General features: G+C 40.9%; 15 protein-coding genes. 9 read left to right on the top strand and 6 right to left on the bottom strand.

Annotation, left to right across the window (positions count from 1 at the left end):
- Positions 1–94: 94 nt before the first annotated feature.
- Positions 95–1,117: a beta-N-acetylhexosaminidase gene (gene nagZ / locus MST18_RS13185; RefSeq protein ID WP_180132681.1), complete on the bottom strand. Its 1,023-nt coding sequence runs from the start codon at positions 1,115–1,117 to the stop codon at positions 95–97.
- Positions 1,118–1,317: 200 nt separating this feature from the next.
- Between nagZ and MST18_RS13180 the strand changes: the two genes are divergently transcribed.
- From MST18_RS13180 to MST18_RS13150, 7 genes are all read left to right on the top strand, one after another.
- Positions 1,318–3,528, top strand: a complete 2,211-nt coding sequence (locus MST18_RS13180; RefSeq protein WP_180084689.1) for a carboxy terminal-processing peptidase — start codon at positions 1,318–1,320, stop codon at positions 3,526–3,528.
- Positions 3,529–3,965: 437 nt separating this feature from the next.
- A complete protein-coding gene (locus MST18_RS13175) occupies positions 3,966–6,032 on the top strand; it encodes an EAL domain-containing protein (RefSeq protein ID WP_180132680.1) in 2,067 nt (688 codons plus the stop codon).
- Between the two features lie 241 nt (positions 6,033–6,273).
- On the top strand, positions 6,274–7,866 hold the full coding sequence (locus MST18_RS13170; protein WP_078192693.1) for a peptide chain release factor 3: 1,593 nt from the start codon (positions 6,274–6,276) through the stop codon (positions 7,864–7,866).
- A 106-nt stretch (positions 7,867–7,972) separates the two neighbouring features.
- Positions 7,973–8,800 carry a hypothetical protein gene (locus tag MST18_RS13165; protein ID WP_180132679.1) on the top strand — a complete coding sequence of 276 codons (828 nt, stop codon included), beginning with the start codon at positions 7,973–7,975 and terminating at the stop codon, positions 8,798–8,800.
- Between the two features lie 74 nt (positions 8,801–8,874).
- On the top strand, positions 8,875–9,831 hold the full coding sequence (locus MST18_RS13160; RefSeq protein WP_180132678.1) for an RsiV family protein: 957 nt from the start codon (positions 8,875–8,877) through the stop codon (positions 9,829–9,831).
- Between the two features lie 8 nt (positions 9,832–9,839).
- A complete protein-coding gene (locus MST18_RS13155) occupies positions 9,840–10,661 on the top strand; it encodes a TatD family hydrolase (RefSeq protein ID WP_180132677.1) in 822 nt (273 codons plus the stop codon).
- Positions 10,662–10,812: 151 nt separating this feature from the next.
- Complete coding sequence (locus MST18_RS13150; protein ID WP_180055657.1) at positions 10,813–11,619, top strand: enoyl-ACP reductase; 807 nt, start codon at positions 10,813–10,815, stop codon at positions 11,617–11,619.
- 152 nt (positions 11,620–11,771) lie between these two features.
- Here the strand turns inward: MST18_RS13150 and secB are convergent, their stop codons facing one another.
- The 4 genes from secB to rsgA all read right to left on the bottom strand — a co-directional run bounded on the left by secB (position 11,772) and on the right by rsgA (position 14,102).
- The gene (secB, locus tag MST18_RS13145) at positions 11,772–12,227 is read right to left on the bottom strand and encodes a protein-export chaperone SecB (RefSeq protein ID WP_078189641.1); all 456 of its coding nucleotides are present in this window, start codon (positions 12,225–12,227) and stop codon (positions 11,772–11,774) included.
- Positions 12,228–12,267: 40 nt separating this feature from the next.
- Positions 12,268–12,522, bottom strand: a complete 255-nt coding sequence (grxC, locus tag MST18_RS13140; RefSeq protein ID WP_078189640.1) for a glutaredoxin 3 — start codon at positions 12,520–12,522, stop codon at positions 12,268–12,270.
- 20 nt (positions 12,523–12,542) lie between these two features.
- A complete protein-coding gene (locus MST18_RS13135) occupies positions 12,543–12,950 on the bottom strand; it encodes a rhodanese-like domain-containing protein (RefSeq protein ID WP_078189639.1) in 408 nt (135 codons plus the stop codon).
- 93 nt (positions 12,951–13,043) lie between these two features.
- Positions 13,044–14,102: a ribosome small subunit-dependent GTPase A gene (gene rsgA, locus MST18_RS13130; protein WP_180004539.1), complete on the bottom strand. Its 1,059-nt coding sequence runs from the start codon at positions 14,100–14,102 to the stop codon at positions 13,044–13,046.
- 125 nt (positions 14,103–14,227) lie between these two features.
- On the opposite strand from rsgA, the gene orn reads away from it, so the two are divergent.
- The gene (gene orn / locus MST18_RS13125) at positions 14,228–14,785 is read left to right on the top strand and encodes an oligoribonuclease (RefSeq protein WP_067763591.1); all 558 of its coding nucleotides are present in this window, start codon (positions 14,228–14,230) and stop codon (positions 14,783–14,785) included.
- A gap of 57 nt (positions 14,786–14,842) precedes the next feature.
- On the opposite strand, the gene MST18_RS13120 is transcribed toward orn, so the two are convergent.
- Positions 14,843–15,283 carry a GNAT family N-acetyltransferase gene (locus tag MST18_RS13120; RefSeq protein ID WP_180128438.1) on the bottom strand — a complete coding sequence of 147 codons (441 nt, stop codon included), beginning with the start codon at positions 15,281–15,283 and terminating at the stop codon, positions 14,843–14,845.
- 199 nt (positions 15,284–15,482) lie between these two features.
- On the opposite strand from MST18_RS13120, the gene MST18_RS13115 reads away from it, so the two are divergent.
- On the top strand, positions 15,483–16,253 hold the full coding sequence (locus MST18_RS13115) for a ThiF family adenylyltransferase (protein ID WP_180004537.1): 771 nt from the start codon (positions 15,483–15,485) through the stop codon (positions 16,251–16,253).
- The last annotated feature ends 11 nt before the right edge of the window (positions 16,254–16,264 follow it).

The following is a 16,264-nucleotide window of genomic DNA, read 5'->3' as shown; positions in this document are numbered from 1 at the left end:
TTGTATAGCGCCGAAGCACTTATTTTGTCTTCATCATAAATCAAAAAGGAGCACCTTGTCGTGCTCCATTTTCTAGAATTTTGAAAGTCTTGGATTAGCAATATTGATTTTTAAAATCCACAATACGGTTACGCACGTTTTGCCAGTCCGCCCCGAGTTCAATGCTTTGTCCAATCTCAATTTGTGGGATTTTACCGCGCATACGTTCTAGGCGTTCTTGATTTGGGAGAGCCAAGTTTTGAATGCCATCCAGCGCAATGCATGCAGATTCACGGTTATTACATACAAGGCCCATATCACAACCTGCATTTAATGCTGCTTGGATACGAGCATCTGCGCCGCCAGCGACACAAGCGGCTTGCATGCTTAAATCATCGGAGAATAAAACGCCATCAAATTGGAGCTCTTGACGTAAGACTTTCTGTATCCAATACCGTGAAAAACCAGCAGGATTAGGATCAATATTTTCATAAATCACATGCGCAGGCATTAAGGCATCAAGCTGTGGTTGCAGTTGAATAAAGCTTTGCATGTCTTTTTGATAGATTTCTTCATAACTACGATGGTCAATGGCAGCAGCAACATGTGAGTCTGCTTTCACCGAGCCATGGCCTGGGAAATGCTTACCTGTAGATGCCATCCCCGCACGTTTCATGCCTTTTAGGAAGGCACTTGCCAGTGGAATGATGTCTTGCATATTTTTGGCAAAACCACGGTCACCAATCACATCACTCACATCATTTAGGTCCAGCACTGGTGCAAAACTAAAATCGATGCCGACCGCAAGGACTTCAGCTGCCATCAACCAGCCACATTGTTCAGCCAGTTCAACAGCTTTTTCAGGTTCAGTTAAGTAAAGTTCTCCAAACTTACCCATAGCTGGTAGGAGTGTGAAGCCTTGTTTTAAGCGTTGTACACGACCACCTTCCTGATCGACCGCAATTAAAATATCAGGACGAATTTGACGCATATGGTCGGTTAGGGCACGAACTTGTTCAGGAGATTCAATGTTACGACCAAATAAAATCATGCCGCCAACTTGTGGTGCCTGTAATAGTTCAATATCTTCTTGGGTAAGTTCTGTGCCAGCAATGTCGAGCATTAATGCGCCAATCATATTCGGTGTCCGTGTTGGAATTTTTAAGGAAAAACAATACCTGAATTCTGCAATGATTTGCTACACTTTGTCAGCAGAGAATATGATAAAACTACACGACATAAACATATTAAGTTGTTTAAGATTTTGAATCTATTCAATTCAGGTCGAAAACCAACACGGTAATATTGGTCTTAATACCAAGGAAGTACAAATTATTTATGAAACTTCAAACATTAGCTTGTGCCGTTGCGATTGCGACAGGTGGATTTTTTTTCACTCATGTGGTGAATGACGCAATTGCTGCCAATAATACAGAAGCAGTGAGCGCGGGTACTATTCAGCCCACACAAGAGCAAGCCTTGGTCTCACGTCAGCTTGCAACATTGGTAGACCGTCAACACTATTTAAATCAGCGTTTAGATGCCAATACATCTAACCGTATTTTAGATTTTTATATTGATAGTTTAGACGCTGAACATACGTTGTTCTTGGCATCGGATATTGAAAATTATAAAAAACGTTATGGTTCAACTTTTGGTGCAAATCTCAAAGCGGGCAATTTAACAGGGCCGTATGCGATTCATGCGCAATATCGTGAGCGCTTAAAACAGTTCTACACCTATATGTTGGAAGAGCTGAAAAAGCCACAGAATTTAAATCAACCGAATAACTACATCGAAACCGATCGTGAAAAAGCGCCATTCTTTAAATCGACAGAAGAACAGCGTGCGCATTGGAATAAAATGTTGGTCTCTCAGCTAATCAATTTAACCATCAGCAAAGAAGAAGAGAAAGCCAAACAGAAAGCGTTGAAAGATGATCCTGCTTTGGCAAATGGTCAAGATTTAACTGGTCCTGAAGATTTAACACCTGAACAGACTTTAACTAAGCGTTATACACGTCAGTTAGAGCGGATTAGTCGTTTAAAAAGCGATGATGTGCTTGATAAAACTCTGAATGCCATGATGCTGACGTATGATCCGCACAGTAACTATTTCCCACCTGTAGATGCGATGGAATTGAACCGTCAAACCACGCTGCAATTGGAAGGGATTGGGGTGTCGATTCGTCCTGAACGTGGCAACGAAGACTACACTAAAATTGAAACGATTGTAGAAGGTGGTCCAGCCAGCAAATCAGGACAAGTCAAGTCAGGTGATCGCATTGTTGGTGTTGCCCAAGATGGCGACAAAATGGTGGATGTGATCGGTTGGCCGAGCAATGAAATTGTCGGACTGATTCGTGGTAAACGTGGCACCAAAGTGACTCTACGTTTATTGGGTGCTGGTGCGTCCATGAATCAAGCGCGAAATGTCACAATTGTACGTGATGTGATTCAAGAAGAAGATGCAGGCGTGCGTTCACGTACCGTTGAAATTGAGCGTGATGGCAAAAAGCATAAGTTCGGTGTAATTGAAATTCCATCGTTTTACTTGAACTATCGTGCACGTCGTGCAGGTACAGACTACCGTTCTGTGTCAGAAGATACCAATAAAGCCTTAAAAACTTTAGATGCTCAAAATGTTGAAGGTATCATCATTGACTTGCGTAACAACCCTGGTGGCTCACTTGAAGAAGTGGCACGTATGCTTGGTCAAGTGATTAAATCAGGTCCAGTGGTGCAAATCCGTGATGGCAATGGCAATGTCAGCGTGTTTGAAGATGATGATGGGGGCGCGCAAACTTATGCAGGTCCATTGGCAGTATTGATTAACTTGGCTTCGGCGTCTGCAAGTGAAATTTATTCTGCTGCGATTCAAGACTATGAACGTGGTGTGGTGATTGGTAGCACCACAACGGGTAAAGGAACAGCGCAGGTACAACTTGACTCTTTAGCCTATGGTCAAGCAACCTTAACGCAACGTAAATTTTACCGCGTGACTGGCGGCAGTACCCAAAATAAAGGGGTCGTGCCTGATATTAAGTTGGTTGATATTTACAATGAAGAGTTTGGTGAACGTAAAGCGAAAAATGCTTTACAGTGGGATACCATTCCTACAGCACCGTTTAAACGTGAAGGCTCGATCCAAGCCTATGTTCCCGATTTGATTAAGTCATCTCAGCAACGTGTCAGCATTGATCCGCAATTTAAATATTTAGAGCAACGTACTGCGATTGCGAAAAAGACAGAAGAGCAAAAGCGTGTGGTGCTTGACTTAGCGAAGCGTAAAGCCGAGCTGTTGGCACTAGAGCAAAAGTCTTTGGATGCTGAAAATCAGCGTCGTAAAGTGGTGGGTCAAAAACCTTATGCCAACTGGGAAAGCTACCAAGCGTCTATGGATGCATTGGTGGAGGCACGTGCAAAAATGAAGGCAAACCAACGTCCAGCACTGCCTGAAGAAGAAGTCTTTGTGACGGAAGCAGCAAACGTGCTAATGGACTATGCCAAATTACAAGGCAAAACGCATACAACAACAGCCAAAAAGTAAGTAATTCATCCATAAATAACATTGAGATGATTGCTTGAGTTTTTGACAGAAAAGATGAATTTATCCATTGAGAAATAGCGAGCTACGGCTCGCTATTTTTTTTGTGAGTAGGGCGGTGTTCGATTTAAATCTAGAAAGCAATCTATAAATGATTCTAACGTATTCATTTTATTATGATTAGAAACTGTTCTAAAATAATAAACACCTGATGCAATTTTTATCAAAAGCTTAAGTTTTAGTGAACTTCATCAAGCTTTATTTTTTTAAATTAATCAGTTGCTTAAAATCTTGAAAGAAAGACTTGACCATTACCGTAGACTAATAGATTCTAAGAGAAAATAAGTAAGTAATTGAAAATGTAACAAGTTAAAGGGAAGAGATAGATTGGGTAATTCGGTTAAAGAAAGTGCCACGATAACCTAAGCGGAACGCTTGATATGACCCATATTCATTATGATTACAATCTGGTCGTTGGTTCAATCGTAGTTGCATTATTAAGTTGTTACTTAGCTGTTTCACTCGAACAAATGTTGTTCCGTGGAACACGACCAAGATATGAAAATGTCATTTTATTATTCAGCGGTGCAATTTTAGGTGCTGCGATTTGGTGCATGCATTTTGTAGGCATGATGGCCAGCCATTTACCTTCAAATCATAGTTTTGATACCAGTCTTACTCTGACATCCTATTTTATTGCCTTTGTCGCGTCCACTTTTGCCGTGTGGTTAACCACACGACTGACGCTACCATTTCCTCGTTTAATTTTAGGCTCAGTTTTAATGGGGTTAGGCATTTCCGGAATGCATTACACGGGGATGCTGAGTTTAGACGTTCAGGGTTATGAGCAACGATACGAACCTTTAATTGTTATCTGTTCAATTTTAGTTGCGATCTGTGGCTCGTGTTTGGCATTTTGGCTAACGTTTAAAAATAAATACTCGCCAAAACGTAACATCATGAATGCTTTTGTTGCGGTTATGCTGACTTTTAGCATTGTCGCTATGCATTATATTGGTATGGCAGCTGTTGATTTTGTACCGCTAAACTCGATGGATGTATTGGTTGCGGCTCAAATTAACCATAATTTATTGCTATTTATTGTCTTATTTGTCACCAGTTTATTGTTGATGGCGGCCTTTAGCGTTGCAGTACTTGAGCAACGTTTAGAACATCGCAGTTTGCAGTTGATGCGCGCAAATCGAGAACTAGCCAATCAAGCTGTACAGGACAATTTGACCCGTTTACCTAATCGACTATTTTTGGCTGAATATGCACATTTTCTATTTACAGAGCATCGCTTAAGACAAGATAAAATTGCTTTTATTTATATTGATATCGACCGTTTTAAAGCGGTCAATGATGTGTTTGGACACCATGTGGGTGATCAACTACTGATTCAAATTGCTACGCGTATTCACCGTTTAATTAATGATAAAGCCAAATTGCTACGAATCGGTGGGGACGAGTTTCTGATTGTGCTTGAGTCGGCAAGCAATGACTCTGCCACAGCAATGTCTGAAAAAATATTGGAATTGATGCAAGAAAGCTTTTTGATTGCAGGTAAGGAAATTAACATTTCAGGCAGTATTGGTATTGCGATGTACCCTGAACATGGTGCGAACTTACAAGACCTACTGATCAATGCAGACACCGCAATGCTGAGTTCGAAGTATCAGGGGCGTAATACCTATTCATTTTTTAATTATACTGCCGACCAATTTGAAGAAAAAAGTCAGACGAAACTGATCAATGATTTATATAAAGCGGTAGAAGAACAACAGTTTATCTTATTTTATCAGCCAAAATTTAATGCCGTTGATCGTGAAATTTGTGGGGTTGAGGCCTTAATTCGTTGGAATCATCCAACTCTAGGTATGCTGACGCCAAATAAGTTTATCAATGGTGCAGAAAAAACTGGACTGATTATTGCCATGGGCTATTGGGCGCTTGAAGAAGCCTGTAAGCAAATTCAGCACTGGGAAAAGCTGAATATGCCGCTGTATCCGATTGCGGTCAATTTATCAGCGATTCAGTTTGAACATAAACATTTATTTAGTACCTTAGAGTCGCTTTTTGCACGGTATGAAATTAACCCGTCACATTTAATTATTGAAATTACCGAGTCAACTGCGATGCATCATATCGATGCCAGTATCGTAACTTTTGAACATTTGAGAAAGATGGGAATTAAAGTTGCGATTGATGACTTTGGTACGGGACATTCAAGTTTCTTGTATTTAAAAGAACTGCCTGTAGATGAGCTGAAAATTGACCGTGAGTTTATCCGTAATTTGAGCGTCGGTTCTAAAGAAGAAATTATTTTAGAAAGTATTATTCACTTGGCAATTCGACTGGGTTTAACGGTCACTGCAGAAGGTGTAGAGACAGAACAACAAGCAGAAATTTTAAAACGTTTAGGTTGCCAACAGTTGCAGGGATATTTGTTAGGAATGCCGATGCCAGTGGCACAGCTTGAAGAACGTATGAAAATGAAAGTTGAATAAAGTCCTCGTAGTCTGATCGCATTGCCAATGAGTGAGAAAAAAAAGACAGAGAAATGCGTTATATCGTCGATAAAAACAGGTCGTCATCCAATGTAAAACATCAAGACACACCACGCTAAGATTTTGACTCAACCCGATGTGGTTGATTATTTTTAATGGTCAATCTGATACAATATCGCCAATTTTCCATATTGATCAGATCTGATCTTTTGCACTGCGAGTTTTGCAGTAGGTGTCTTTCATGAGTTTTAAAGAAGAATTAGCGACACAGGTCGCTCAGCGACGTACTTTCGCTATTATTTCCCACCCCGATGCCGGTAAAACCACAATGACAGAAAAACTGTTGTTATGGGGACAGGCGATTCAGGTTGCAGGTATGGTAAAAAGCCGTAAATCTGATCGTGCGGCAACGTCTGACTGGATGGAAATGGAAAAAGAACGTGGTATTTCGATCACCACTTCTGTTATGCAGTTCCCGTTTAAAGACAAGATGATTAACTTGCTCGACACCCCAGGGCATGAAGACTTTTCTGAAGATACCTACCGTACATTAACCGCTGTTGACTCTGCGCTTATGGTGATTGATGGTGCAAAAGGTGTCGAAGACCGTACGATCAAATTGATGGAAGTGTGTCGTATGCGCGACACGCCGATTATTTCATTCGTCAACAAAATGGACCGTGAAATTCGTGAGCCATTAGAACTTCTTGATGAAATCGAAAACGTTTTAAAAATTAAATGTGTTCCGATTACTTGGCCACTGGGCACAGGTCGTGACTTTGCCGGTGTATTTAACCTACTCGAAGAAAAATTCTACGTTTATAAGGCAGGTTTCGGTTCAACAATTACGGATATTGAAGTCCGTGATGGCTATGACTATGCAGATTTGCGTGAAAAAGTCGGTGATCTCGCTTGGGCTGCATTTGAAGAATCATTGGAATTGGTTCAAATGGCCAATGAACCTTTAGACCGTGATGAATTTTTGGCAGGTCGTCAAACGCCAGTGTTGTTTGGTACGGCACTCGGTAACTTTGGTGTAGACCATGTTTTGGATGCATTTAGTCAATATGCGCCTGAACCTAAAGCACATCCAACTCAAGACCGGAAAGTTGAAGCGACTGAAGAAGGCTTCACTGGTTTCGTCTTTAAAATTCAAGCCAATATGGATCCAAAACACCGTGACCGTATTGCATTCATGCGTATCTGTTCAGGTAAGTATGAAAAAGGCTTAAAAATGAAACATGTGCGTCTAGGTAAAGATGTGCGTATTAGTGATGCTTTAACGTTCCTTGCTGGTGACCGTCAGCACCTTGAAGAAGCATGGCCGGGCGACATTATCGGTTTGCATAACCATGGTACGATTCAGATCGGCGATACCTTCACTTCGGGTGAAGATTTACACTTTACCGGTATTCCTCACTTCGCCCCTGAAATGTTCCGTCGCGTGCGTTTAAAAGATCCTTTGAAGTCAAAACAGCTACAAAAAGGCTTAAAAGAACTTTCAGAAGAAGGGGCGACTCAGGTCTTTATGCCGCAAAACAGTAATGACTTAATCGTGGGTGCTGTGGGTGTGCTTCAGTTTGAAGTGGTGGCATATCGTCTGAAAGAAGAATACAAAGTGGATTGTATTTATGAGCCTGTAAGTATCAATACCGTACGTTGGGTATCGTGTGATGACGAGAAAAAATTCAACGAATTTAAGAAAAAAGCACACGACCAATTGTCTGTCGATGGCGGTGGTCATTTAACTTATCTTGCACCAAGTCGTGTGAATTTACAGTTAATGCAAGAACGTTATCCGGATATTGTGTTCAGTAATACACGTGAACACTAAGTTGTTCTTTTACAGAAATAAAACAGCTTCTTCGTGAAGCTGTTTTATTTTGTGGTAGAGTTTTTAAATCCATACATTACGCAATCATTTGGTCGTTTAGGACATCATGAAAAAATTCAAGGATGCTACAGTTTTTGCACTTTTGGGGAGTGTTTTGCTGCTCAGTGCATGTGATTCAGGAAAAGAAAACAAAGCGACAAAGCCGGCCGATGATGGCGCTTCTGAAGCGGTCGTGATCAATCCAGATGTTTTGCCCTATTTAAATATCCAAGAGCAAGCAGCAAAAATTGCCAAACCGTTTTGTGAAAATAAAAGTTGTATTGATTTAGAGATACAAACCATTCAGACCGTAGATACATGGTTGAATGGCTGGATTGAAAAGAATCAGGCCAGCGTCGTACAAGATCAAATTGCATTAAAGCAAAATATGAATCTGCAACAAGCCGTCGATGCGTATGTGAAAAAATCAGATGCTTGGCAGGCAGAGTTTAAAACCAATAAAGCCTACGAATTGGCCATGTACACACGAGTTCCTTATCAACGGAATCAATATGTGTTGCTGCAAATCGGTGTTGATACCAAGCAGGAAAATATCACGGTCAAAGAGCGGTATTATTTTTTTGTGGCAGACCGCCGTGCGAAAAAGAATCTTAAACCTTTAGATGTTATTGATGCAAAGCAACAGCAAAATATGGATGCTATTGTGCAACAAGCCTATAGCAAATGGTTAGATGAACAAGAGGTGGATGTCAAAAAATCGGCACCGAAAAAACTCTATTGGGGCCAAGCAGATTGGTTCTTTGATCAAGAAGGTGTCGGTTTGCATTACCGTACTGATGAAATTGTCAAAGATGGTAAACAACTGGATATTTATCTCAGCAAAGCACAAACACAACAAGTATTGAAAGCTGACGTTTATCAGCATATGTTCTAATCAACGAAAGTATTTAATTTGATGAAATATTTACCAAAATAAATATCAATTATTCGAAATGAAAGGTTGAAGCAATGGTGCAAAAAAATAAAATTTGGGTAAGCTCAATATTGGCAGTTTCTGTTGCATTCACGGCGTGTCAGCCACAACAAGCTGAACCTGAAAAAAAGCCAGATCAAGCAAAAACTGAACAGCCAGATTTGAGTGCAAAACTGATTGGTGATGCGGAAAAATTACAACTGAATTTACCTGAATGTGATGGCGGGGTCTGTCCTGAAATTTCAGTTGAACGCTTAAACAGTAATCAAGCCTTTATTGATGACTTTATTGATGCGGAAATTCTAAAACAGTTAGGTGAAATTCTATCTGTATCGCCTTTAGAAGATAAAACGCTGAGTACTGATGCTCCCGCTGCAAGTGAAGTTCCTGCAGCGTCTGAAGCAAAATCTGCTTTGGCAAAGGTTGAAACGCCCAAATTAAAATTGGAAAAAGCCACGCAGCCTTACATGCAAGCGTTCTTAAATTTAGATAAAGAGTTGAAATCTTTAAGCGCCAATCAGCAAATCAGTTTGATGATTAAACCTAAAATATTGAATGCTGAAAAACCCTTGGCAACAGTGGTTTTAAATACCAGTTCATATTTAGGTGGAGCGCATGGTTCTTCTGCACAGCAATATTATAACTTCGATTTAAGCACTCAAAAATTGGTGCAGCTCAACGACATATTATTGCCAAATCAACGTGCTGAGCTTGAAAAGCGGGGCTATGAAGTATTTAAAACTTGGGTGAAAGATGCCAAGTTGGCAGACAATATTCAAGAATACGAACAGATTTGGAAATTTAAACTGTCTGATAATTTTTATCTGAGTCAGCAAGGTTTAATTTTGCAATATGCCGAATATGAAATTGGGCCGTATGTGGTGGGTTTACCACGTTTGACCATTCCGTATGATCAATTGCAAAGTGTATTGAAAAAGCAATATCTACCTCCAGTTGAAGCTGTTGAAGCCTCAGCCGCAAAAGCAAATTAATTAGTTCAATGACTTACTCATTGTTTGATACGCATACGCATTTTGATGTTCCCGATTTTGACGCTGATCGGGAACAGTTGGCGTATGCTGCCAAACAGGCGGGTGTCGATGCGTTAGTATTGATTGGTTTTGTACAGTCACGTTTTCAAGATTTGCTGCATACCCAAGAGTTTTTAGCTCGTTTATCCAATGTTCCAAAAAGCTATTTAGCTCCCGGCTTACATCCGTTTTATATTGAGCAACATCGTACAGAACATTTGTTCGATGTGGAACAGCTGCTAAAGCAGCATGATTGTGTCGCTATCGGTGAAATAGGTTTAGATACCTTTTTGAAACAGTATAAGCAGCCTGAACTTTTTCAAAAGCAGCAGCAGTATTTTTCCGCACAACTTGAGTTAGCACAGCAGTTTGATAAACCTATTTTGCTGCATATTCGCAAATCCCATGCGGAGGTACTTTCGATGTTGAAAAAGCATCAATTTAAGCTCGGTGGTATTGCACATGCATTTAGTGGTGGTGTTGAAGAAGCGAAGGCATTTACCAAGCTAGGTTTTAAAATTGGTGTAACAGGGCAAATCACCAATCCCAATGCAAAAAAATTACAGCAAGTGGTTCAGACTTTAGGGGCGGCACATTTGGTCTTAGAAACTGACTGTCCAGATATGACCCCCTTATGTTGTCAGCATTCGACAGAAGGGCGTACTCGCAATACGCCTGTTAATTTGCCCTATGTATTGCAGGGTTTGGCTCAGAGCTTAAACCGTACTGAATCTGAGATTGCAGATATATTATGGAAAAATTCATTACAAGCATTGCATCTGGACGCTTAAGGGCCAACAAATATGACGCCGCTTGATTGAATCTGGTTTTTATTCGCATTATGCATGCAATGATGGTTTTCTAAAAAAAGGCGCATTATGCAATTTCTAAAATGCTTTAGACTTGGCATTATGCTGTTAAATTATTTTGAGTGAGTTTCACATGGCACAAGGACTATTGGCTGGCAAACGCTTTTTAATTGCGGGTATTGCAAGTAAGTTATCAATCGCATTTGGTATTGCGCAAGCTTTACATCGCGAAGGTGCAGAACTGGCTTTTACTTATCCAAACGAAAAATTAAAAAAACGTGTAGATGATTTTGCTGAACAATTTGGTTCAACTTTAGTTTTCCCATGTGATGTCGCAGTGGACGCTGAAATTGATACCGCTTTTGCTGAACTTGCTAAACATTGGGATGGTCTAGATGGTGTTGTGCATTCAATTGGTTTTGCACCGGCACATACTTTAGATGGCGATTTCACTGATATTACCGACCGTGAAGGGTTTAAAATTGCTCACGACATCAGCGCATATAGCTTTATTGCGATGGCTCGTGCGGCAAAACCTTTATTGGCTGCACGTCAAGGTTGCTTATTGACGCTGACTTACCAAGGTTCTGAACGCGTAATGCCAAACTATAACGTTATGGGTATGGCAAAAGCGTCACTAGAAGCAGGCGTACGTTATTTGGCTACAAGTCTTGGTGCTGAAGGTATTCGTGTAAATGCGATTTCAGCAGGTCCGATTCGTACCTTAGCGGCTTCAGGGATTAAATCTTTCCGTAAAATGTTAGACCTAAATGAAAAAGTTGCACCGCTTAAACGCAATGTCACCATTGAAGATGTCGGTAATGCAGCATTGTTCCTTTGCTCACCTTGGGCAAATGGTATTACAGGTGAAATTTTGTATGTTGATGCAGGCTTTAATACTGTAGGTATGAGCGCTGACTTAATGATGGATGCTGAGTAATTTGCTCCTCCCTTTTTAAAAGGGAGGGTGGGAGGGATTTTGTTAAGTAGAAGTAAATCCCCCTCATATCCCCTTTTAGTAAAGGGGGGGGAAGCTAAAAAGCAATAAAAAAGACCGCAAAAGCGGTCTTTTTTAGATTTGAAGATAAGCGATTAAGCTTGGCCTTCAGCAGCAGTTTGCGCACGTTGCAAATTCGCTTCGAATTCAGCATCGAAGTTAATTGGTGTAAGCAATAATTGTGGGAAGCTGCCTTTAGTAACCATATCGTTCACAGCTTCACGTAGGAATGGGAACAAGATATTTGGGCAGTAAGCACCAAGAATGTAAGGAAGACGTTCTTCTTCAACGCTATCGATTAGGAAGATACCTGCTTGAGTAACGTCAACGATAAATGCAGTGTCACCGGCATTGTTCGCTTGAACGACAACTTTCAGTGAAACTTCGAAGTGTGTTGGATCAACTTTTTCTGCAGAAGAAGAAAGATTGATATTTAGTTCAGGCTGCCATTCTTTAGTAAATACTTGAGCCCCAGGTACTTCGAAAGAAATATCTTTAGTATAAATACGCTCTAATGCCAATTGTGGTTGAGCTTGTTGTTCTTCACTCATTGTTTATTCCTTAATATGAGGTGACGATTTATGTTTAAAATTAAGATAGCATGCCGTCGAGTTTGCCTTCACGCTCTAAAGCATAAAGTTGGTCAAAACCGCCAATAAACTGATCATTAATAAAAATTTGAGGAACGGTACGGTGGTTGGTGCGTTGCATCAATTCAACACGTACTTCAGGCGCTTCATTTGATAAATTAATTTCTTTATAAGCCACGCCTTTACGCTCTAGGAGCTGTTTTGCACGAATGCAGTAAGGACATACAGTTGTTGAATAAATCGTAACTTCAGCCATGTTAATCTCCTAAGAAGCGCTTATTTGCTTTTAACTAGAGGTAAGCCCTGAGCTTTCCAGTTGCTAATGCCGCCGTCTAAACGGTATGCATCTGCATGACCGACTTGTTGCAATGCAGAACCTGCCACTTGACCAAGGTTACATACAAAAACCAACGGGCGATCAGAAGTTTTTAACTCTTCAATATGTTTTGTAATTTGGCTATATGGAATATTACGGCTACCGCTAATATGACCTTCGCGGAAGTCTTTCGCATCACGTAAGTCAATCAATTGAGCATTTTTAGCTTTAACTAAAATCCCTAAAGATTGAGGTGAAATTTTGCGACCATTACGCTGGCCTTCAAGAATAAAGAACAGCACGACCAATACAGCCAGCGTTCCAAATAAGAAGGGGTGATTCCCCATAAATTCGAACCAACGTTCCACAATTCACCTAACTACAATTTTAAATTGCCAAGAGTATAGCCCATAAATATGGTGATCAAAATCACCCCTTCAAGGGCATGAACAGAATAAAAATTAATTTTTTTGCTGCGCTTCCGTGATTTCGTCGATCAGACGTAAATAACTGTCTAATCGGCGCGGTAAAATTTCGCCATTTTGAGCCGCCATTCTAAGTGCACATTGCTTTTCATGTTTATGCGTACAGTTACGGAACTGACAATAACCCAAATGTGATTCGATCTCAGGGAAACCTTGCTGAACTTTTTCCAATTCTAGGTGCCATAAACCAAATTCACGGATTCCTGGTGAATCAATCAATGCAGAACCTTCACCAAACGCAATTAAGCGCGTAGAGGTGGTGGTGTGCTGACCGAGCGCGGAGTTTTCCGAAATAATATTGGTTTTTTGCGCAGCATCCGGAACAATGGCATTAATTAAAGTGCTCTTACCAACCCCAGACTGACCTACAAATGCGACAGTTTCACCAGAAAGTCGAGCAGAAAGTGCGCTTAAGTCACCATCAGATTGGGTTTGCATGACCTCATAGCCCAAGTCACGATATTCTTGTAATAGCGTTAAGATCGGATCGTTGTCTTTAAGCAAGTCGGATTTATTTAAGACCAATAATGCTGGAATATCGGCATCTGCACAGGCCACCAAATAGCGGTCAATCAGACCTGGCGCTGGCTCAGGAAGTGGTGCAAATACAATCACAATCAGGCTGACATTGGCTGCGACAGGTTTCACTTTGTGATAACGGTCAGGGCGTGTTAGTAAAGATTGGCGTGGATGAATCGCGGTAATAATCCCTAAACCTGTGATCGGGTCAGCTTGCCATTTGACACGGTCACCCGTCACCAATAATTCGAGATTGGTACGGGTATGGCAGCGCCAAACACTGCCTAATTCGATGGGTTTCCAATGTGGTTCAGGTTCACCAGCTTGCACAATAGGTTTTTCAGGATGTTGGTCGGGTGTAGACAGCGCTTGAACTTCAAGTTGACGACCATAATGTTGGACGACCAAACCTTCCAAATCTGCAGAAGTATCGATTTCTTCCTGACGAGATTTATGTTGCTTCTGAATGCGACGTTGCTGCTGTTCAGTCAGTCGGCGCTTACGAATTAAAGCCATTCATATCCTAAAAAACCGTGAAAACTAGATGGCAAAAATAGCATGAAAGCAGGGTCTATTTACAGCGCAAGCCCAATAAATTTGCTACTATGTTCATTTTTACAGCCTAATAAGATTGCACATTTATGAGCAGCACACCTGATACACGCCTGATTTGGATTGACCTTGAAATGACAGGTCTAGATACAGATAACGACCAGATTATTGAAGTTGCAACAATTGTGACGGATGATAATTTAAATATTCTGGCGGAAGGGCCTGTGCTTGCGGTACATCAGTCTGACCGTGTGCTCAATGCAATGGATGAATGGAATACTCGCCAACATGGTCAATCAGGCCTAATCGAACGTGTACGTCGTAGTAAATTGACAGCACAAGATGCTGAACAGCAAACTTTAGAATTTTTGAAAAAATGGGTGAATCCAAAATCATCACCAATGTGTGGTAACTCAATTTGCCAAGATCGTCGTTTCTTGCATCGTTTAATGCCTGAAATGGAACAATACTTCCACTACCGTAATCTCGATGTATCATCAGTGAAAGAATTGGCGAAACGCTGGCGCCCAGAGATCATGGGGGGCTTGAAGAAAAATGCCTCGCATTTAGCAATGGATGATATCCGTGACTCGATTGCAGAGCTCAAATACTACCGTGAATATTTCTTTATTATGAATAAAGACTAAGGTTGTAAGATCGAAAAAGAGGCGAAAGCCTCTTTTTTTTTATCCAAGATATTTTCTCTATCGTTGATAGATGTTGGCTTGATGAATCTCGAGAAAACTTGCAGGCTGAGCTAAATCAGTGAAGCCAAATTGACGATATAAACCATGTGCATCCGCCGTTGCAAGTAACATGCGTCTTAGATCTGCGGCGCCACATTTTTCAAATAAAGTACTCACAATTAATTTTGAATAGCCTTTGCCTCGATGCTCATCGGCGACATAAATATCGGCTAAATAAGCAAAAGTTGCATAATCCGTAATAGCACGACCAAAACCGATGAGTTCATCATCGAGAAGTAAGGCCACGGCCAAAGAGTTTTCAATCGCTTTTTTCACCACATGTTTTGGAATATCTTTTGACCAATAGGTATGGCTTAAAAAGCGATGCACGGTGTCTAAATCCATTTCATTTTTGTCATCGGTAATTTTTAAATTATTTGGCAGAGGATGGATGTCCATGGCAATACACACTTGAGTTTTAGATCTATGGTTATACTTTTTAAAGCAGATCTCCGTTCGCTGTAAATGTTTATTTTGATGGATTTAGACCTGATGTGAATGCCGCTCTGTTGCGCTGACTGCTGAATTGCGTTTTATCAAAGAAAAAAAGCAGTGAATTTGCTAAAATGGCGGCTCATTTAACACAGCCTCCAAACCTATGACTGAACTGCTCCAAGATGATGAATATGACCGCCGTTTTGCTGGCGTAGCCAAAATATATAGTGATGAAAGTTTTCATCATTATGAAAAAAGTCATGTCATGGTGATTGGGATCGGTGGAGTAGGCTCATGGGCGGTCGAAGCTTTAGCGCGTACAGGTATTGGTGAGCTAACCTTGGTCGATATGGATGTAGTTGCTGCATCGAATATTAATCGACAATTGCCTGCCATGAGTACGACACTGGGACATGAAAAAATTGAAGTGATGGCAGAGCGCTGCCGTGCGATCAATCCCAGAATCAAAATAAATTTGATTGATGATTATCTCACGCCTGAAAATGTCAAAGAAATTTTGGCAGGTGCTCCTGACCTAATTTTAGATTGTATTGATGACGTGAAGGCCAAATTTGCCTTAATGCTACATTGCCGTTTTAATAAAATTCCGTTGATCGTTTCCGGTGGAGCAGGGGGTAAACTTGATCCGCTGAAAATCCGAGTCGCAGATTTATCAAGAACAGAGCAAGACCCGATGTTAGCCAAATTGCGCACACAATTACGCGGCAAAGGCATTTGTAAAAAGCCGAAAGAAAAGTTTGGGATTACCTGTGTTTATTCGATTGATAATCCATTTTCCAGTGCTGATGTTTGTCCAAGTGCAGGGCTACGCTGTGGTGGATATGGTTCAGCAGTAGTGGTGACGTCCAGCTTTGCGATGGTGGCTGTGTCAGAGGTGCTCAAAAAACTTGATGCAAAACGAGCAAAAGCATGACAGCTATCTCA

This window comes from Acinetobacter sp. YH12068_T (genome assembly GCF_024606005.1).
GTDB lineage: Bacteria > Pseudomonadota > Gammaproteobacteria > Pseudomonadales > Moraxellaceae > Acinetobacter > Acinetobacter amyesii.
The sequence above is the reverse complement of the archived record's forward strand: the minus strand, read 5'-3'. Positions and strand labels throughout refer to the sequence as shown.

What these genes read in the sequence shown, in the direction of transcription:
- nagZ (WP_180132681.1), bottom strand. Translation starts at nt 1,117, where the DNA reads ATGATTGGCGCATTAATGCTCGACATTGCTGGCACAGAACTTACCCAA.
- MST18_RS13180 (WP_180084689.1), top strand. Translation starts at nt 1,318, where the DNA reads ATGAAACTTCAAACATTAGCTTGTGCCGTTGCGATTGCGACAGGTGGA.
- MST18_RS13175 (WP_180132680.1), top strand. Translation starts at nt 3,966, where the DNA reads ATGACCCATATTCATTATGATTACAATCTGGTCGTTGGTTCAATCGTA.
- MST18_RS13170 (WP_078192693.1), top strand. Translation starts at nt 6,274, where the DNA reads ATGAGTTTTAAAGAAGAATTAGCGACACAGGTCGCTCAGCGACGTACT.
- MST18_RS13165 (WP_180132679.1), top strand. Translation starts at nt 7,973, where the DNA reads ATGAAAAAATTCAAGGATGCTACAGTTTTTGCACTTTTGGGGAGTGTT.
- MST18_RS13160 (WP_180132678.1), top strand. Translation starts at nt 8,875, where the DNA reads ATGGTGCAAAAAAATAAAATTTGGGTAAGCTCAATATTGGCAGTTTCT.
- MST18_RS13155 (WP_180132677.1), top strand. Translation starts at nt 9,840, where the DNA reads ATGACTTACTCATTGTTTGATACGCATACGCATTTTGATGTTCCCGAT.
- MST18_RS13150 (WP_180055657.1), top strand. Translation starts at nt 10,813, where the DNA reads ATGGCACAAGGACTATTGGCTGGCAAACGCTTTTTAATTGCGGGTATT.
- secB (WP_078189641.1), bottom strand. Translation starts at nt 12,227, where the DNA reads ATGAGTGAAGAACAACAAGCTCAACCACAATTGGCATTAGAGCGTATT.
- grxC (WP_078189640.1), bottom strand. Translation starts at nt 12,522, where the DNA reads ATGGCTGAAGTTACGATTTATTCAACAACTGTATGTCCTTACTGCATT.
- rsgA (WP_180004539.1), bottom strand. Translation starts at nt 14,102, where the DNA reads ATGGCTTTAATTCGTAAGCGCCGACTGACTGAACAGCAGCAACGTCGC.
- orn (WP_067763591.1), top strand. Translation starts at nt 14,228, where the DNA reads ATGAGCAGCACACCTGATACACGCCTGATTTGGATTGACCTTGAAATG.
- MST18_RS13120 (WP_180128438.1), bottom strand. Translation starts at nt 15,283, where the DNA reads ATGGACATCCATCCTCTGCCAAATAATTTAAAAATTACCGATGACAAA.
- MST18_RS13115 (WP_180004537.1), top strand. Translation starts at nt 15,483, where the DNA reads ATGACTGAACTGCTCCAAGATGATGAATATGACCGCCGTTTTGCTGGC.